The organism is Flavobacterium sp. N2270 (genome assembly GCF_025947225.1).
GTDB lineage: Bacteria > Bacteroidota > Bacteroidia > Flavobacteriales > Flavobacteriaceae > Flavobacterium.
In genome coordinates, this window is record NZ_CP110005.1 from 2,659,129 (window position 1) to 2,678,826 (window position 19,698).

Consider the following 19,698-nt stretch of genomic DNA (forward strand, 5'->3'; position numbering starts at 1 on the left):
TTTTTTAGCTAATTAAGTGTGAAAAATTTAATAATGATTTACACTTTAAGCACATTAACAATTGCTTCTTTCAGTTCACTCATCATCATAGCAGTAGCTCCCCAAACTACATATTTCTCAACCATAAATGCAGGTACCTCAATATCAGTAACATAGGAAGTAGACATTTTAACATTAGTAATTGTTTCATTATCTAAAAATACTGAAAGAGGTAATTCTAAAACTCTTTTTACTTCATCTAAATCGGGAATAAATTCTAGCTCTTGATGAGAAATTCCCATAAATGGTGAAACTAAAAAATTACTTGGAGGTATATAAATAGTACTGAAAGGCTTTATTACTTCAATTTTATTTGGATGAATACCTACTTCTTCATGTGTTTCTCTTAAAGCAGTTTCAGTTAAATCTTTATCCTCTAATTCTACCTTTCCGCCTGGAAAACCAATTTGTGAAGAATGAACACCTGGATAACTATTCCTGACAATTAAAGCCAAGTGAGTTACCTTATTTTTAGGATAAAACAACATTAAAACTGCCGCTTTTCTTGGGTTCTTGTGTTCATAATCTGTTTTCTTTAAAAAAGAAATTCGTTCCAATGGAGCCATTTTTGCATGAGCATCTGCTGCTAGCAACTTTTCTTTTTCTATTTTTGGAATATATTTTACAAAATCAAGAAATAACATGTTGTTATGATTTTTTATAACTTCTAAATTAGTTCAAAAAAATCATATAATACTAAAATATAACCTAAAATGTTTAGTAAAGAAGAAGCGCAGAAGTTAAAAAAGGAGTTTTGGACAGCATTTGCTGCATCAAATCCAAGAAAATGGATTTTATATAATACTAAAATTAAAGATGTTACTTTTAAATTTTATGTAGATAATAAAAAGGCACAAGTTTTATTAGACATAGAACCAAAAGAGGATAAAAATCGTATAGTATATTATGAGAAAGTAGAATCGTTAAAAGATTTGTTACTTCAAGATTATTTACCCGATGCCATTTTTGAACGAGATTTTCATTTAAGCACAGGAAAAGTAATTAGTAGAGTTTGGGTGGAAAAAACGGGAATAAGCATGAATAATAAAGCCCATTGGCCAGAAATATTTGACTTCTTTTCTGAAAAAATGGAAGCTTTTGAGTACTTTTTCTTTGAACACGAAGAGTATATCAAAAATTTAGAAATTAACACATAATTGCATTTTTTGTAATCCAGTTAACATTATATTTCTCATATAAAAACTAATTTTGGACTATAAAATAAAAATTACTGCTATGAAAAAGATTATTTTATTATTATTTGCAATTACATTACAATCTTGTCATTCACAAACGAAAGAAACTATGGAACCAAAAGTAAAAAAAACAGATGCTGAGTGGAAAGCACAACTTAGTGAATTAGAATATGAAGTTTTAAGAAAAAAAGGAACGGAAAGAGCTTATACAGGTGAATATTGGGATCATTTTGAAAAAGGAACTTATGTTTGTGCGGCTTGTGAAGCTCAATTATTTACATCAGACACAAAATTTGAATCAGATTGCGGTTGGCCTTCATTTGATAAAGCAATAGAAGGTAGTGTAAAATACAATCAGGATTTAAGTTACGGAATGGTAAGAACAGAAGTAGTTTGCGCAAATTGCGGCGGACATTTGGGTCATGTTTTTGATGACGGACCTAAAGAAACAACCGGTCAACGTTTTTGTACAAATTCTGTTTCAATAAAATTTATTCCTAAAAAATAAATTTAGTATATTTAAAAAACCAAATTAACTATATGCTAGTCGCTTCAATTAAAGCTAATTTTATTCAAATAATTGCACTTTTAAATCAATTAAATGATGATGAATATATTTTTTCTCATCCCGAATTAAGCAACGCTACAATTGGAGAACACACAAGACACATCATTGAAATGTATCAATCGTTATTAAAATGTTATAATTTTGGAATTGTAAATTACGACAAAAGAGAACGTAATGTTACTATTCAAACTGATAAAAATATTGCTATAAAAACAATAGATTCAATTTTAGAAAATATTGATTTAGAGAATATTGAAATGACTTTAGAACAAGGTATTAATGAAATTACATTTCAAGTTAAAACCAACTATTTCAGAGAGTTACTCTATAATTTAGAACACAGTATTCATCATCAGGCATTGATAAAAGTTGCCGTTCTAAAAAATAAAAACATCACACTTTGTCCAGAATTTGGTATTGCAAAATCAACCATTGAATATAGAACACAATGTGCACAGTAAGTTTTGTTCCAACTCAAAATGGGATTTGCATTACTTCCAATCGCGATGAAAAAGTAAGCCGTAAAAAAGCCATTTCACCTCAAAAAATAAATATCAACAATAAAGAAATAACCTATCCAAAAGATCCACAAGCTGGAGGAACGTGGTTTGCTCACGATGATAAAAATGTAATTGTTTTGCTCAATGGTGCGCAAGAAAAACATGTTTCAAAAGAAAATTACAGAAAAAGTAGAGGATTAATTGTTTTAGATTTAATCAGTTCTAAAAATCCATTAATAGAATGGAATACGATAGATTTAGACAACATAGAGCCTTTTACGATTGTTTTATTTAATGGTGAACAATTATTTCAATTACAATGGAATGAACTTGAAAAATCAACTCAAGAACTAGATAGTGACAAGCAATACATTTGGTCTTCTTCAACTTTATATGCTAAAGAAATCAGACAAGAAAGAGCAAAATGGTTTAAAGAGTTTTTAATTCAAAAAGAAAACAGAACAGCCGAAGATTTATTACATTTTCACCAATTTACGGAAAACGAAAACCCAAATTACGGATTGCAAATCAACCGAAAGAACTTGCTTAAAACAGTAAGTATAACACAATGTGTTGTAAATAAAATAATCGATTTAAAATATATAGATTTGTTAGAAATATGAAAAGAATAAAATTATTTCTACACAAAGTTACACATTGGGAATACTGGCCTTATCAAGTCGTTTATATTCCCGTTTATTTTCAATACATTTATTATGTAGTACGTACAAAATCATTTTTCTATTTCAATGCGTCTAATCCAACCATTAGAAATGGAGGTTTTTTCATGGAATCTAAAAAGGAAATCTACGACCTTATTCCACAAAAATACTATCCAACCACCTTATTAATTGAAAATAAAACGCCGATAGATATTATTGAGAATTTAATTCAATCCAATAATATTAAGTATCCTTTAATCTGCAAGCCAAATGTTGGACTGAGAGGAACTGCAGTAAAGAAAATTCATAATCCTGAAGAACTATCTAAATATGCTAATAAAGCTAATTTTGACTTTCTAGTCCAAAATTTAATTCCCTATCAAAACGAAATCGGACTCTTTTACATCAAATTACCAAACGAAGAAAAAGGTAAAATTACAGGAATCGTGGCTAAAGAATTTCTAATTCTAACAGGAAACGGAAAAAACACCATTAAAGAACTATTAGAAAAAGATCCTCGTTACCAATTCCAACTCAAAACACTAGAAGAAGAGTACAAAGAAAAACTAAATACTGTTTTACAAGTAAACGAAACCATAAACCTCGTTCCTTACGGTAACCATTGCCGCGGCACAAAATTTATCGATGCAAGCAATCTAATTACTCCAAAACTAACCGATACCTTCAACACAATTTGCAACCAAATAGAAGGTTTCAATTACGGAAGAATGGACATTATGTTCAGTTCATACGATGAATTAGAAAACGGAATCAACTTTCAAATAGTAGAAATAAATGGCGCAATAAGCGAACCAACACACATCTACGATCCAAACCACAGCTTACTTCACGGCTGGAAAGAACTCACCAAGCACTTTCATTATTTGTACCTTATAAGCAAACAAAACAAACAAAAAGGAGTTCCCTATCTTACCTTCAAACAAGGCGTAAAAGAATTCAAAAAGCATAATAACTATTACAACACCATTTTAGAATTTTAGGCTGTGACCTCCATTCCATTACGGTCGGGCTATACGCTATATCTTTTATTCCATTAGCATTTCATAAAAGGATGCCGCTGCTATCCCTCACAGAAAATAGTGCAACAATCAAAATTTTTGTTATGAATTAGTTCTATGGTCTTTTTGTTGCCAGTATAACAGTAAAAAATATCAAGCTGAGTTAGGGTTGAATATGTACGACTATGGAGCGAGAAATTGAAAAAAGATGCAGAAAATAAAAATATTATTTTGTACGTTTATTAAACAAGTAAAATATTAGTTTCATGAAAAAAAAAATACAAATGAGCGAACCACTATCGTTTATCGAAAATATAAACTGTAAAATATTTTTTATTACAATAATTTCTTTAATTCAAATTGGATGTAAAGAAAAACACCATTCTGCTGAACTAAATATTGAAACTACTTCTGAAAAAACTTATATAGAGTTCTACTATTTAGCACCAAATAGAAGCTATCCTATGAGATTTAACTGCGGACCTATAATAGGTGGTCCGCTTCCAAAAGACAGCGAAAGGTATTATCTTAAAATCTCAGATAAAAATTTTACAAATAAATTTCTATCAAAATACAAAAAATTAAAGGTCTCAGACAATCAAAATGATTTTGACGCCAGAATACAAGGACTTATACATTTTCCTGACAAGACAGATACAATTTGTATGAACGGAATTAAAGAAATCATTATTAACGACATATATATGCAGGCAACAGAAGATTTTTCAACTTTAGTAAATAACGAAATTTTAAAAAATTACACAATACATAAAAAAAAGCATAGATAACTATTGTTTTGAACCAAATTTAGGTAATGTATCAAAGCTATTGATATGCATTTGTATGAATACTTAATTTCTAAATGGTTTAAACATTTCAAAACCCACATAAAACAAAAAACCCCATCCGGTTAGGATAGGGTTTTTAAAAGAAAGGCGGTGTCATACTCTCCCACAGGATTGCAGTACCATCTGCGCAAGCGGGCTTAACTTCTCTGTTCGGAATGGGAAGAGGTGAGCCCCGCTGCAATAACCACCTTAAGAGGTTAAATTGCTTTAGGCAATTTTTTCAAGTTTAATTATCAATTATTAATTGTTAATTATCCATTGAATAATATCTTAACATACTGAGACAAGAAAATCATGTTTGTATAGAAAGTTTCTCCCTCCCACCGAAGTGGGAGGAAAATGTACATAAGCTTACGGGTTATTAGTACTACTTGACTATGACATTACTGCCTTTACATCTATAGCCTATCAACCTAGTCATCTTCTAGGACCCTTAAAAGAAATCTCATCTTGTGGTGGGTTTCGCGCTTATATGCTTTCAGCGCTTATCCCTTCCAAACGTAGCTACTCTGCAGTGCTCCTGGCGGAACAACAGATACACCAGCGGTTTGTCCAATTCGGTCCTCTCGTACTAGAATCAGATCCACTCAAATTTCTTGCGCCCACAGTAGATAGAGACCGAACTGTCTCACGACGTTCTGAACCCAGCTCGCGTGCCACTTTAATGGGCGAACAGCCCAACCCTTGGGACCTTCTCCAGCCCCAGGATGTGACGAGCCGACATCGAGGTGCCAAACCCCCCCGTCGATATGAGCTCTTGGGGGAGATCAGCCTGTTATCCCCGGCGTACCTTTTATCCTTTGAGCGATGGCCCTTCCATGCGGAACCACCGGATCACTATGCTCTACTTTCGTACCTGATCGACCTGTATGTCTCTCAGTCAAGCTCCCTTATACCATTGCACTCTACGCACGGTTACCAAGCGTGCTGAGGGAACCTTTAGAAGCCTCCGTTACTCTTTTGGAGGCGACCACCCCAGTCAAACTACCCACCAAGCAATGTCCCCCGAAAAACGGGGTTAGGCCCTAGATAAGCAAAGGGTTGTATTTCAACAATGACTCCACAACGCCTAGCGACGCCACTTCACAGTCTCCAACCTATCCTACACATCACTTATCCAAGGTCAATACTAAGCTATAGTAAAGGTGCACAGGGTCTTTTCGTCCCACTGCGGGTAAGCGGCATCTTCACCGCTACTACAATTTCACCGAGCTCATGGCTGAGACAGTATCCAGATCGTTACACCATTCGTGCAGGTCGGAACTTACCCGACAAGGAATTTCGCTACCTTAGGACCGTTATAGTTACGGCCGCCGTTTACTTGGGCTTCATTTCAATGCTTCTCCGAAGATAACATCTCCACTTAACCTTCAAGCACCGGGCAGGTGTCAGGCCCTATACTTCATCTTACGATTTTGCAGAGCCCTGTGTTTTTGATAAACAGTCGCCTGGATCTTTTCACTGCGGCCACGCATTTGCGTGGCGACCCTTCTCCCGAAGTTACGGGTCTATTTTGCCTAATTCCTTAGCCATGAATCTCTCGAGCACCTTAGGATTCTCTCCCCAACTACCTGTGTCGGTTTACGGTACTGGTACTTATAATCTAAGTTTAGAAACTTTTCTTGGAAGCCCTTAGGCACACTATCCCTTTGTCCGAAGACTCCGAGTACTATCGATCTTTGCCAGAATCTGCGGATTTGCCTACAGTCTCTATAGCTACAATCTTCAACGAACTATTCCGTCAGTTCGCGGTGCTTTCATCACTCCGTCATTCCATCACAATTATAAGTAGTACGGGAATATTAACCCGTTGGCCATCCACTACCCCTTTCGGGTTCGCGTTAGGACCAGACTAACCCACAGCTGATTAGCATAGCTGTGGAAACCTTAGTTTTTCGGTGTGCGGGTTTCTCGCCCGCATTATCGTTACTTATGCCTACATTTTCTTTTCTAAACAGTCCAGCATGACTCACATCACACCTTCGACCCAGTTTAGAATGCTCCCCTACCACTTGTAATAAATTACAAATCCATAGCTTCGGTAGTATACTTATGCCCGATTATTATCCATGCTCGTCCGCTCGACTAGTGAGCTGTTACGCACTCTTTAAATGAATGGCTGCTTCCAAGCCAACATCCTAGCTGTCTAAGCAGACAAACCGCGTTATTTCAACTTAGCATACATTTGGGGACCTTAGCTGATGGTCTGGGTTCTTTCCCTCTCGGACATGGACCTTAGCACCCATGCCCTCACTGATGAGGACCATTATATAGCATTCGGAGTTTGTCAGGAATTGGTAGGTGGTGAAACCCCCGCATCCAATCAGTAGCTCTACCTCTATATAACTATATTTCATCGCTGCACCTAAATGCATTTCGGGGAGTACGAGCTATTTCCGAGTTTGATTGGCCTTTCACCCCTACCCACAGGTCATCCCAAGACTTTTCAACGTCAACGGGTTCGGTCCTCCACTTTGGGTTAACAAAGCTTCAACCTGCCCATGGGTAGATCACACGGTTTCGCGTCTAACACTACTGACTAAAGCGCCCTATTCAGACTCGCTTTCGCTACGGATCCATGGCTTAACCACTTATCCTTGCCAGCAACGTTAACTCGTAGGCTCATTATGCAAAAGGCACGCCGTCACCCCACTTAAGGGCTCCGACCGCTTGTAAGCGTATGGTTTCAGGATCTATTTCACTCCGTTATTCACGGTTCTTTTCACCTTTCCCTCACGGTACTGGTTCACTATCGGTCTCTCAGGAGTATTTAGCCTTAGCGGATGGTCCCGCCAGATTCATACAGGGTTTCACGTGCCCCGCACTACTCAGGATACCACTATTCATATCTTCTCTTACTTATACGGGACTATCACCCTCTATGGTTAACCTTTCCAGGTTATTCTAATTCAATCCGCATGAAATGTCGTGGTCCTACAACCCCAATATTGCCGTAACAACATTGGTTTGGGCTAATCCGCGTTCGCTCGCCACTACTTACGGAATCACTTTTGTTTTCTTCTCCTCCGCCTACTTAGATGTTTCAGTTCAGCGGGTTTACTCTCCTATCGGAGTGACATGTCTTCAACATGCCGGGTTGCCCCATTCGGATATCTACGGATCAATTCGTGTGTGCCGATCCCCGTAGCTTTTCGCAGCTTATCACGTCCTTCATCGCCTCTGAGAGCCTAGGCATTCCCCATACGCCCTTATTTTGCTTATTGTACTTGTTTTATTAAATATCCTACATAAGTAGAATACCCAAAAATTTGTGCTTTCTATATATTTAATATATTTTCTTTTCTCAATATGTCAATGAACTTGTGGCGCGTCGCCACTGACAATAATGCCAGTTTTAACGTATAGCCGTTGTGGAGAATATCGGAGTCGAACCGATGACCTCTTGCGTGCAAGGCAAGCGCTCTAGCCAGCTGAGCTAATCCCCCAATTTTAAATCCAAAATTATGAATTCAGAATTATGAATTGTGAATCCCAACTTCTAGAATTTCCTTATAAGTTAAAAAAGTAGTCCCGGGCAGACTCGAACTGCCGACCCCTACATTATCAGTGTAGTACTCTAACCAGCTGAGCTACGAGACTCTGTTTTTTACTTATATTGTATTATTTGAACTAACAGCGAGAGTAATCCCCAATCAATAAAGAACCTATTCTTTATCTTTCTCTAGAAAGGAGGTGTTCCAGCCGCACCTTCCGGTACGGCTACCTTGTTACGACTTAGCCCTAGTTACCAGTTTTACCCTAGGCAGCTCCTTGCGGTCACCGACTTCAGGTACCCCCAGCTTCCATGGCTTGACGGGCGGTGTGTACAAGGCCCGGGAACGTATTCACCGGATCATGGCTGATATCCGATTACTAGCGATTCCAGCTTCACGAAGTCGAGTTGCAGACTTCGATCCGAACTGAGAACGGTTTTGAAGATTCGCATCTGGTCACCCAGTAGCTGCTCTCTGTACCGTCCATTGTAGCACGTGTGTGGCCCAAGGCGTAAGGGCCGTGATGATTTGACGTCATCCCCACCTTCCTCACAGTTTACACTGGCAGTCTCGTTAGAGTTCCCGACATGACTCGCTGGCAACTAACGACAGGGGTTGCGCTCGTTATAGGACTTAACCTGACACCTCACGGCACGAGCTGACGACAACCATGCAGCACCTTGAAAAACGTCCGAAGAAAAATCTGTTTCCAAATCTGTCGTTTCCCATTTAAGCCTTGGTAAGGTTCCTCGCGTATCATCGAATTAAACCACATGCTCCACCGCTTGTGCGGGCCCCCGTCAATTCCTTTGAGTTTCAAACTTGCGTTCGTACTCCCCAGGTGGGATACTTATCACTTTCGCTTAGCCACTCAGATTGCTCCGAACAGCTAGTATCCATCGTTTACGGCGTGGACTACCAGGGTATCTAATCCTGTTCGCTACCCACGCTTTCGTCCATCAGCGTCAATCAATTAGTAGTAACCTGCCTTCGCAATTGGTATTCCATGTAATATCTAAGCATTTCACCGCTACACTACATATTCTAGTTACTTCCTAATAATTCAAGCCCTACAGTATCAATGGCAGTTTCCTAGTTGAGCTAGGAGATTTCACCACTGACTTATAAGGCCGCCTACGGACCCTTTAAACCCAATGATTCCGGATAACGCTTGGATCCTCCGTATTACCGCGGCTGCTGGCACGGAGTTAGCCGATCCTTATTCTTACAGTACCGTCAAGCCTCTACACGTAGAGGTGTTTCTTCCTGTATAAAAGCAGTTTACAATCCATAGGACCGTCTTCCTGCACGCGGCATGGCTGGATCAGGCTTGCGCCCATTGTCCAATATTCCTCACTGCTGCCTCCCGTAGGAGTCTGGTCCGTGTCTCAGTACCAGTGTGGGGGATCTCCCTCTCAGGACCCCTACCCATCATAGTCTTGGTAAGCCGTTACCTTACCAACTAACTAATGGGACGCATGCTCATCTTATACCGTTGGAACTTTAATTATCAAATGATGCCATTCAATAATACTATGGGGCATTAATCCAAATTTCTCTGGGCTATTCCCCTGTATAAGGTAGATTGCATACGCGTTACGCACCCGTGCGCCGGTCTCAAGTTAGCAAGCTAACTCTACCCCTCGACTTGCATGTGTTAGGCCTGCCGCTAGCGTTCATCCTGAGCCAGGATCAAACTCTTCATCGTAGTGTTTTTAATATTGTACGATAAAGGCTAGGTTTATTTCTTAATCTCTTAAGTCTTACTCTCTTATTTTTTACAATCTAAATCCGAAGATCTAAATCGTGCTGTCAATCCAATATGTCTATGAACGTGTCATTCTTTTTATTATCGCTTGTTTCTCAAAGCGGGTGCAAAAGTACAACTTCTTTTTAATCTCGCAAGTTTTTTTGAAAAAAAAATTAAAATTTTTATTTCTTATCCACTTACTCAATAATTTTTAGAACGTTGCGCTAATTGCGGGCTGCAAAGGTAATTCGTTTTTTGATTCTGGCAAACTTTTTTTGAAAAAAAATTTTCTTTTTTACCAGCCGTTAACCCTAAGTTAACTTATCAATAAATGTAATGAACTTGCCTTTGAATGCGGGTGCAAAAGTAGCACCTTTTCTCATTCCCGCAAACCTTTTTTAATCTATTTTTTAAAGTATTTTTCTATCCTTTGATTACAAGATACTTACAAATCAAAAAAAATCAATTTTAAATTTTAAGTGCAAGAACAAATACAAGTTTTAAATGCTAATCTCTAGTTTTAAATACAAGTTCAAGAAACAGATTCAAGAAGAAAATTCATGTTTCAAACACAAAAATTAAATGAAATTGTTTTAAAAAACAACTTTAATACTTTATATATAGTATACAAATAAACAATTTACAACTCAAACAAACCCGCCATAGCCCCGAGTGTAGCGGCATCCTTTTATTAATTTTCCCTGAAAATAATAAAAGATACAGCGGAAAGCGGGAATAAGCTACTAAATTATTTAAATCAGAATTCTATAATTCTTCTTTTTTAAGTTTTGCTTTTTCATTTTTTGCTCTCCATGTTGCAGCTAATTTCTTTAAATCGATTTCTTTTTAGAAAAAAGTTTAAATATTTCCGTTGCTGGCAGTATTGTACTTTACGATAGAGGAATAAACAAACCTAGACAGTAATAATTATATAAATTCATTAGAATATAAAAAAAAGACGAACTGTTTAGTTCGTCTTTTTTGTTTGTTTTTTTGTTTGTAAAACCCATATAAAACAAAAAACCCCATCCGGTTAGGATAGGGTTTTTAAAAGAAAGGCGGTGTCATACTCTCCCACAGGATTGCAGTACCATCTGCGCAAGCGGGCTTAACTTCTCTGTTCGGAATGGGAAGAGGTGAGCCCCGCTGCAATAACCACCTTAAGAGGTTAAATTGCTTTAGGCAATTTTTTCAAGTTTAATTATCAATTATTAATTGTTAATTATCCATTGAATAATATCTTAACATACTGAGACAAGAAAATCATGTTTGTATAGAAAGTTTCTCCCTCCCACCGAAGTGGGAGGAAAATGTACATAAGCTTACGGGTTATTAGTACTACTTGACTATGACATTACTGCCTTTACATCTATAGCCTATCAACCTAGTCATCTTCTAGGACCCTTAAAAGAAATCTCATCTTGTGGTGGGTTTCGCGCTTATATGCTTTCAGCGCTTATCCCTTCCAAACGTAGCTACTCTGCAGTGCTCCTGGCGGAACAACAGATACACCAGCGGTTTGTCCAATTCGGTCCTCTCGTACTAGAATCAGATCCACTCAAATTTCTTGCGCCCACAGTAGATAGAGACCGAACTGTCTCACGACGTTCTGAACCCAGCTCGCGTGCCACTTTAATGGGCGAACAGCCCAACCCTTGGGACCTTCTCCAGCCCCAGGATGTGACGAGCCGACATCGAGGTGCCAAACCCCCCCGTCGATATGAGCTCTTGGGGGAGATCAGCCTGTTATCCCCGGCGTACCTTTTATCCTTTGAGCGATGGCCCTTCCATGCGGAACCACCGGATCACTATGCTCTACTTTCGTACCTGATCGACCTGTATGTCTCTCAGTCAAGCTCCCTTATACCATTGCACTCTACGCACGGTTACCAAGCGTGCTGAGGGAACCTTTAGAAGCCTCCGTTACTCTTTTGGAGGCGACCACCCCAGTCAAACTACCCACCAAGCAATGTCCCCCGAAAAACGGGGTTAGGCCCTAGATAAGCAAAGGGTTGTATTTCAACAATGACTCCACAACGCCTAGCGACGCCACTTCACAGTCTCCAACCTATCCTACACATCACTTATCCAAGGTCAATACTAAGCTATAGTAAAGGTGCACAGGGTCTTTTCGTCCCACTGCGGGTAAGCGGCATCTTCACCGCTACTACAATTTCACCGAGCTCATGGCTGAGACAGTATCCAGATCGTTACACCATTCGTGCAGGTCGGAACTTACCCGACAAGGAATTTCGCTACCTTAGGACCGTTATAGTTACGGCCGCCGTTTACTTGGGCTTCATTTCAATGCTTCTCCGAAGATAACATCTCCACTTAACCTTCAAGCACCGGGCAGGTGTCAGGCCCTATACTTCATCTTACGATTTTGCAGAGCCCTGTGTTTTTGATAAACAGTCGCCTGGATCTTTTCACTGCGGCCACGCATTTGCGTGGCGACCCTTCTCCCGAAGTTACGGGTCTATTTTGCCTAATTCCTTAGCCATGAATCTCTCGAGCACCTTAGGATTCTCTCCCCAACTACCTGTGTCGGTTTACGGTACTGGTACTTATAATCTAAGTTTAGAAACTTTTCTTGGAAGCCCTTAGGCACACTATCCCTTTGTCCGAAGACTCCGAGTACTATCGATCTTTGCCAGAATCTGCGGATTTGCCTACAGTCTCTATAGCTACAATCTTCAACGAACTATTCCGTCAGTTCGCGGTGCTTTCATCACTCCGTCATTCCATCACAATTATAAGTAGTACGGGAATATTAACCCGTTGGCCATCCACTACCCCTTTCGGGTTCGCGTTAGGACCAGACTAACCCACAGCTGATTAGCATAGCTGTGGAAACCTTAGTTTTTCGGTGTGCGGGTTTCTCGCCCGCATTATCGTTACTTATGCCTACATTTTCTTTTCTAAACAGTCCAGCATGACTCACATCACACCTTCGACCCAGTTTAGAATGCTCCCCTACCACTTGTAATAAATTACAAATCCATAGCTTCGGTAGTATACTTATGCCCGATTATTATCCATGCTCGTCCGCTCGACTAGTGAGCTGTTACGCACTCTTTAAATGAATGGCTGCTTCCAAGCCAACATCCTAGCTGTCTAAGCAGACAAACCGCGTTATTTCAACTTAGCATACATTTGGGGACCTTAGCTGATGGTCTGGGTTCTTTCCCTCTCGGACATGGACCTTAGCACCCATGCCCTCACTGATGAGGACCATTATATAGCATTCGGAGTTTGTCAGGAATTGGTAGGTGGTGAAACCCCCGCATCCAATCAGTAGCTCTACCTCTATATAACTATATTTCATCGCTGCACCTAAATGCATTTCGGGGAGTACGAGCTATTTCCGAGTTTGATTGGCCTTTCACCCCTACCCACAGGTCATCCCAAGACTTTTCAACGTCAACGGGTTCGGTCCTCCACTTTGGGTTAACAAAGCTTCAACCTGCCCATGGGTAGATCACACGGTTTCGCGTCTAACACTACTGACTAAAGCGCCCTATTCAGACTCGCTTTCGCTACGGATCCATGGCTTAACCACTTATCCTTGCCAGCAACGTTAACTCGTAGGCTCATTATGCAAAAGGCACGCCGTCACCCCACTTAAGGGCTCCGACCGCTTGTAAGCGTATGGTTTCAGGATCTATTTCACTCCGTTATTCACGGTTCTTTTCACCTTTCCCTCACGGTACTGGTTCACTATCGGTCTCTCAGGAGTATTTAGCCTTAGCGGATGGTCCCGCCAGATTCATACAGGGTTTCACGTGCCCCGCACTACTCAGGATACCACTATTCATATCTTCTCTTACTTATACGGGACTATCACCCTCTATGGTTAACCTTTCCAGGTTATTCTAATTCAATCCGCATGAAATGTCGTGGTCCTACAACCCCAATATTGCCGTAACAACATTGGTTTGGGCTAATCCGCGTTCGCTCGCCACTACTTACGGAATCACTTTTGTTTTCTTCTCCTCCGCCTACTTAGATGTTTCAGTTCAGCGGGTTTACTCTCCTATCGGAGTGACATGTCTTCAACATGCCGGGTTGCCCCATTCGGATATCTACGGATCAATTCGTGTGTGCCGATCCCCGTAGCTTTTCGCAGCTTATCACGTCCTTCATCGCCTCTGAGAGCCTAGGCATTCCCCATACGCCCTTATTTTGCTTATTGTACTTGTTTTATTAAATATCCTACATAAGTAGAATACCCAAAAATTTGTGCTTTCTATATATTTAATATATTTTCTTTTCTCAATATGTCAATGAACTTGTGGCGCGTCGCCACTGACAATAATGCCAGTTTTAACGTATAGCCGTTGTGGAGAATATCGGAGTCGAACCGATGACCTCTTGCGTGCAAGGCAAGCGCTCTAGCCAGCTGAGCTAATCCCCCAATTTTAAATCCAAAATTATGAATTCAGAATTATGAATTGTGAATCCCAACTTCTAGAATTTCCTTATAAGTTAAAAAAGTAGTCCCGGGCAGACTCGAACTGCCGACCCCTACATTATCAGTGTAGTACTCTAACCAGCTGAGCTACGAGACTCTGTTTTTTACTTATATTGTATTATTTGAACTAACAGCGAGAGTAATCCCCAATCAATAAAGAACCTATTCTTTATCTTTCTCTAGAAAGGAGGTGTTCCAGCCGCACCTTCCGGTACGGCTACCTTGTTACGACTTAGCCCTAGTTACCAGTTTTACCCTAGGCAGCTCCTTGCGGTCACCGACTTCAGGTACCCCCAGCTTCCATGGCTTGACGGGCGGTGTGTACAAGGCCCGGGAACGTATTCACCGGATCATGGCTGATATCCGATTACTAGCGATTCCAGCTTCACGAAGTCGAGTTGCAGACTTCGATCCGAACTGAGAACGGTTTTGAAGATTCGCATCTGGTCACCCAGTAGCTGCTCTCTGTACCGTCCATTGTAGCACGTGTGTGGCCCAAGGCGTAAGGGCCGTGATGATTTGACGTCATCCCCACCTTCCTCACAGTTTACACTGGCAGTCTCGTTAGAGTTCCCGACATGACTCGCTGGCAACTAACGACAGGGGTTGCGCTCGTTATAGGACTTAACCTGACACCTCACGGCACGAGCTGACGACAACCATGCAGCACCTTGAAAAACGTCCGAAGAAAAATCTGTTTCCAAATCTGTCGTTTCCCATTTAAGCCTTGGTAAGGTTCCTCGCGTATCATCGAATTAAACCACATGCTCCACCGCTTGTGCGGGCCCCCGTCAATTCCTTTGAGTTTCAAACTTGCGTTCGTACTCCCCAGGTGGGATACTTATCACTTTCGCTTAGCCACTCAGATTGCTCCGAACAGCTAGTATCCATCGTTTACGGCGTGGACTACCAGGGTATCTAATCCTGTTCGCTACCCACGCTTTCGTCCATCAGCGTCAATCAATTAGTAGTAACCTGCCTTCGCAATTGGTATTCCATGTAATATCTAAGCATTTCACCGCTACACTACATATTCTAGTTACTTCCTAATAATTCAAGCCCTACAGTATCAATGGCAGTTTCCTAGTTGAGCTAGGAGATTTCACCACTGACTTATAAGGCCGCCTACGGACCCTTTAAACCCAATGATTCCGGATAACGCTTGGATCCTCCGTATTACCGCGGCTGCTGGCACGGAGTTAGCCGATCCTTATTCTTACAGTACCGTCAAGCCTCTACACGTAGAGGTGTTTCTTCCTGTATAAAAGCAGTTTACAATCCATAGGACCGTCTTCCTGCACGCGGCATGGCTGGATCAGGCTTGCGCCCATTGTCCAATATTCCTCACTGCTGCCTCCCGTAGGAGTCTGGTCCGTGTCTCAGTACCAGTGTGGGGGATCTCCCTCTCAGGACCCCTACCCATCATAGTCTTGGTAAGCCGTTACCTTACCAACTAACTAATGGGACGCATGCTCATCTTATACCGTTGGAACTTTAATTATCAAATGATGCCATTCAATAATACTATGGGGCATTAATCCAAATTTCTCTGGGCTATTCCCCTGTATAAGGTAGATTGCATACGCGTTACGCACCCGTGCGCCGGTCTCAAGTTAGCAAGCTAACTCTACCCCTCGACTTGCATGTGTTAGGCCTGCCGCTAGCGTTCATCCTGAGCCAGGATCAAACTCTTCATCGTAGTGTTTTTAATATTGTACGATAAAGGCTAGGTTTATTTCTTAATCTCTTAAGTCTTACTCTCTTATTTTTTACAATCTAAATCCGAAGATCTAAATCGTGCTGTCAATCCAATATGTCTATGAACGTGTCATTCTTTTTATTATCGCTTGTTTCTCAAAGCGGGTGCAAAAGTACAACTTCTTTTTAATCTCACAAGTGTTTTTGAAAAAAAAATTAAATTTTTTATTTCTTATCCACTTACTCAATAATTCTCAGAACGTCGCCACAATTGCGGGCTGCAAAGGTAAAACCTTTTTTGACTCTGGCAAACTTTTTTTGAAAAAAAATTTTCTTTTTTACCAGCCGTTAACCCTAAGTTAACTTATCAATAAATGTAATGAACTTGCCTTTGAATGCGGGTGCAAAAGTAGCACCTTTTCTCATTCCCGCAAACCTTTTTTAATCTATTTTTTAAAGTATTTTTCTATCCTTTGATTACAAGATACTTACAAATCAAAAAAAATCAATTTTAAATTTTAAGTGCAAGAACAAATACAAGTTTTAAATGCTAATCTCTAGTTTTAAATACAAGTTCAAGAAACAGATTCAAGAAGAAAATTCATGTTTCAAACACAAAAATTAAATGAAATTGTTTTAAAAAACAACTTTAATACTTTATATATAGTATACAAATAAACAATTTACAACTCAAACAAACCCGCCATAGCCCCGAGTGTAGCGGCATCCTTTTATTAATTTTCCCTGAAAATAATAAAAGATACAGCGGAAAGCGGGAATAAGCTACTAAAAAAATAATAGCGAAACTCGAAATTTTAAGATATAAGAAAAAAATGTACCTATATATATATTGTATGTAACTAGTCAATAATGTATATTTGCATTTCATTAAAAAATAAAAAATGATAAAGATTACTTTACCGGATGGTTCGGTTAAGGAGTTTGCACAAGGTACGACTCCAATGGATGTTGCTTTAAGTATAAGCGAGGGTTTAGCTAGAAATGTAATTTCAGCTTCTTTTAATGGTACAACAGTTGAAACAACAACAGCCTTAACCACCGATGGTTCTCTAATTTTATACACTTGGAATAACGACGAAGGTAAAAAAGCTTTTTGGCATTCTACTTCTCACGTTATGGCGCAAGTAATTGAAGAATTTTATCCGGGTTGTAAACTAACAATTGGACCTGCTATTGATAATGGTTTTTATTATGATGTTGATTTTGGCGATGAAAAATTAACTGACGCTGATTTTAAAAGAGTTGAAGATAGAGTTCTAGAGATTTCAAGAGAAAAGCATGAATTTAAAATGCGTTCTGCAACAAAAGCAGAAGCTTTAGAGTTATATAAAGATAATGAATTCAAAACAGAATTAATCACAAATTTAGAAGACGGAACAATTACTTTTTGTGATCATTCTACTTTTACTGATTTATGTCGTGGTGGACATATTCCTAATACAGGAATAATTAAAGCCATGAAAATTTTATCTGTTGCTGGAGCTTACTGGAGAGGTAATGAAAAAAACAAACAGTTAACTCGAGTTTATGGAATTTCGTTTCCAAAGCAAAAAGATTTAACTGAATATTTACAATTATTAGAAGAAGCAAAAAAACGTGATCATAGAAAACTTGGTAAAGAATTGGATTTATTCCATTTTTCACAACGAGTTGGACAAGGCTTACCTTTATGGTTACCAAAAGGAGCTGCTTTACGTGATAGATTGGAGCAATTTTTAAAGAAGGCACAAAAGAAAGCTGGATACGAACAAGTTGTAACTCCACATATTGGACAAAAAGAACTTTATGTTACTTCTGGACATTATGCGAAGTATGGAGCAGATAGTTTTCAACCAATAAATACTCCTGCTGAAGGAGAAGAGTTTTTGTTAAAACCAATGAATTGTCCTCACCACTGTGAGATTTATAATGCAAGACCTTGGTCATATAAAGATTTACCGAAAAGATACGCTGAATTTGGAACTGTATATAGATATGAACAAAGTGGAGAATTACATGGTTTAACTCGTGTAAGAGGATTTACTCAAGATGATGCGCATATTTTTTGTACACCAGATCAATTAGACCAAGAGTTTAAAAATGTAATTGATTTAGTATTGTATGTATTTGGCTCGTTAGGGTTTGAAAACTTCACTGCACAAGTATCGGTTAGAGATTTAGACAATCCATCTAAATATATAGGTAGCGTTGAAAATTGGGAAAAAGCAGAGCAAGCAATTATTAACGCTGCAAAAGATAAAGGATTAAACTATGTTATTGAAGCTGGAGAAGCTGCTTTTTACGGTCCGAAGTTAGACTTTATGGTTAAGGATGCTTTAGGAAGAAGCTGGCAACTAGGAACAATACAAGTAGATTACAACTTACCAGAGCGTTTTGAATTAAGTTATAAAGGAAGTGACAATGAATTGCATCGTCCTGTAATGATTCACAGAGCACCTTTTGGATCAATGGAACGTTTTATTGCAATTTTACTAGAACATACCGCAGGAAATTTCCCACTTTGGTTAATGCCTGAGCAAGCGGTAGTCCTTACTTTAAGTGATAAATATGAAAATTATGCGAAAAAAGTTTTAGATTTGCTAGAAAATCACGAAATTCGCGCCCAATTAGACAACAGAAGTGAAACTATTGGTAAAAAAATTAGAGACGCTGAAGTTCAAAAAGTTCCGTACATGATAATTGTTGGTGAAGAAGAAGAAAAAAACGGCACAATATCTGTAAGGAAACACGGTGATGATGGAAAATCTAACCAAACAATAACAATTGAAGCATTTGCTATATTAGTAGATGAAGAAATTAAGAAGACATTAAAATCATTCTAAGTTTAACTAAAAAATAAGAGTCATAGCAATTAGAAACAACAGAGGGTATAAACCTCGCGAAGAGAAAAAAGCAGCACACAGAATTAATAATTTAATTCGTGTTCCTGAAGTACGTTTAGTAGGTGAAAATATTGAACCTGGAATTTTTAAAATTCAGGATGCATTACGTTTAGCTGCAGAGCAAGAAGTAGATTTAGTAGAAATCTCTCCAAATGCGGAACCACCAGTTTGTAAATTAATGGACTATGGGAAGTTTCTTTATGAGCAAAAGAAACGTGAAAAAATGCTTAAAGCAAAATCTTCACAAGTTGTAATTAAAGAGATTCGTTTTGGACCTCAAACTGATGAGCATGATTATGAATTTAAAAAGAAAAATGCGATTAAGTTTTTACAAGATGGTGCAAAACTAAAAGCGTTTGTATTTTTTAAAGGTCGTTCTATTATTTATAAAGAGCAAGGTCAAATTTTATTATTACGTTTGGCGACTGAACTTGAAGAATATGGAAAGGTTGAACAAATGCCAGTATTAGAAGGAAAACGTATGATTATGTACTTAGCTTCTAAGAAAAAAGCAAAATAAGAAAATGCTTCGGCATAAAAATATATT

At 38.9% G+C, this 19,698-nt stretch carries 9 protein-coding genes, 4 tRNA genes and 6 rRNA genes; 8 read left to right on the forward strand and 11 right to left on the reverse strand.

Annotation, left to right across the window (positions count from 1 at the left end; genetic code table 11):
• Nucleotides 1-38: 38 nt before the first annotated feature.
• The gene (locus OLM55_RS12555) at nucleotides 39-683 is read right to left on the reverse strand and encodes an NUDIX hydrolase (RefSeq protein WP_264559248.1); all 645 of its coding nucleotides are present in this window, start codon (nucleotides 681-683) and stop codon (nucleotides 39-41) included.
• Between the two features lie 69 nt (nucleotides 684-752).
• Between OLM55_RS12555 and OLM55_RS12560 the strand changes: the two genes are divergently transcribed.
• The 6 genes from OLM55_RS12560 to OLM55_RS12585 all read left to right on the forward strand — a co-directional run bounded on the left by OLM55_RS12560 (nucleotide 753) and on the right by OLM55_RS12585 (nucleotide 4,772).
• The gene (locus tag OLM55_RS12560) at nucleotides 753-1,196 is read left to right on the forward strand and encodes a DUF4268 domain-containing protein (protein WP_264559249.1); all 444 of its coding nucleotides are present in this window, start codon (nucleotides 753-755) and stop codon (nucleotides 1,194-1,196) included.
• Between the two features lie 79 nt (nucleotides 1,197-1,275).
• A complete protein-coding gene (gene msrB / locus OLM55_RS12565; RefSeq protein ID WP_264559250.1) occupies nucleotides 1,276-1,743 on the forward strand; it encodes a peptide-methionine (R)-S-oxide reductase MsrB in 468 nt (155 codons plus the stop codon).
• Nucleotides 1,744-1,775: 32 nt separating this feature from the next.
• Complete coding sequence (locus OLM55_RS12570) at nucleotides 1,776-2,264, forward strand: DinB family protein (RefSeq protein WP_264559251.1); 489 nt, start codon at nucleotides 1,776-1,778, stop codon at nucleotides 2,262-2,264.
• The gene (locus tag OLM55_RS12575) at nucleotides 2,252-2,926 is read left to right on the forward strand and encodes an NRDE family protein (protein WP_264559252.1); all 675 of its coding nucleotides are present in this window, start codon (nucleotides 2,252-2,254) and stop codon (nucleotides 2,924-2,926) included. The genes OLM55_RS12570 and OLM55_RS12575 overlap by 13 nt, the downstream gene beginning before the upstream one ends.
• Nucleotides 2,923-3,966, forward strand: coding sequence for a D-alanine--D-alanine ligase (locus tag OLM55_RS12580; protein WP_264559253.1), 1,044 nt, complete (start codon nucleotides 2,923-2,925; stop codon nucleotides 3,964-3,966). Before OLM55_RS12575 ends, OLM55_RS12580 begins: the two co-directional genes overlap by 4 nt.
• A gap of 284 nt (nucleotides 3,967-4,250) precedes the next feature.
• On the forward strand, nucleotides 4,251-4,772 hold the full coding sequence (locus OLM55_RS12585; protein ID WP_264559254.1) for a hypothetical protein: 522 nt from the start codon (nucleotides 4,251-4,253) through the stop codon (nucleotides 4,770-4,772).
• Nucleotides 4,773-4,914: 142 nt separating this feature from the next.
• Here the strand turns inward: OLM55_RS12585 and rrf (OLM55_RS12590) are convergent.
• From rrf (OLM55_RS12590) to OLM55_RS12635, 10 genes are all read right to left on the reverse strand, one after another.
• Nucleotides 4,915-5,024 (reverse strand): 5S ribosomal RNA (gene rrf, locus OLM55_RS12590).
• Nucleotides 5,025-5,173: 149 nt separating this feature from the next.
• Nucleotides 5,174-8,056: ribosomal RNA gene (locus OLM55_RS12595) — 23S ribosomal RNA — on the reverse strand.
• A 148-nt stretch (nucleotides 8,057-8,204) separates the two neighbouring features.
• Nucleotides 8,205-8,278 (reverse strand) — tRNA-Ala (locus tag OLM55_RS12600).
• 80 nt (nucleotides 8,279-8,358) lie between these two features.
• Nucleotides 8,359-8,432: transfer RNA gene (locus OLM55_RS12605), tRNA-Ile, on the reverse strand.
• An 86-nt stretch (nucleotides 8,433-8,518) separates the two neighbouring features.
• A 16S ribosomal RNA gene (locus OLM55_RS12610) occupies nucleotides 8,519-10,034 on the reverse strand.
• Nucleotides 10,035-11,129: 1,095 nt separating this feature from the next.
• A 5S ribosomal RNA gene (gene rrf / locus OLM55_RS12615) occupies nucleotides 11,130-11,239 on the reverse strand.
• A gap of 149 nt (nucleotides 11,240-11,388) precedes the next feature.
• Nucleotides 11,389-14,271: ribosomal RNA gene (locus tag OLM55_RS12620) — 23S ribosomal RNA — on the reverse strand.
• Between the two features lie 148 nt (nucleotides 14,272-14,419).
• A tRNA-Ala gene (locus OLM55_RS12625) sits at nucleotides 14,420-14,493 on the reverse strand.
• A gap of 80 nt (nucleotides 14,494-14,573) precedes the next feature.
• Nucleotides 14,574-14,647, reverse strand: a tRNA-Ile gene (locus OLM55_RS12630).
• 86 nt (nucleotides 14,648-14,733) lie between these two features.
• Nucleotides 14,734-16,249: ribosomal RNA gene (locus OLM55_RS12635) — 16S ribosomal RNA — on the reverse strand.
• The 16S, 23S and 5S rRNA genes sit together here with 4 tRNA genes alongside, the layout of an rRNA operon.
• Nucleotides 16,250-17,150: 901 nt before the next feature.
• Between OLM55_RS12635 and thrS the strand changes: the two genes are divergently transcribed.
• Both thrS and infC read left to right on the forward strand, forming a co-directional pair.
• On the forward strand, nucleotides 17,151-19,091 hold the full coding sequence (gene thrS, locus OLM55_RS12640) for a threonine--tRNA ligase (RefSeq protein WP_264559255.1): 1,941 nt from the start codon (nucleotides 17,151-17,153) through the stop codon (nucleotides 19,089-19,091).
• A gap of 28 nt (nucleotides 19,092-19,119) precedes the next feature.
• The gene (gene infC, locus OLM55_RS12645) at nucleotides 19,120-19,671 is read left to right on the forward strand and encodes a translation initiation factor IF-3 (protein ID WP_264560634.1); all 552 of its coding nucleotides are present in this window, start codon (nucleotides 19,120-19,122) and stop codon (nucleotides 19,669-19,671) included.
• The last annotated feature ends 27 nt before the right edge of the window (nucleotides 19,672-19,698 follow it).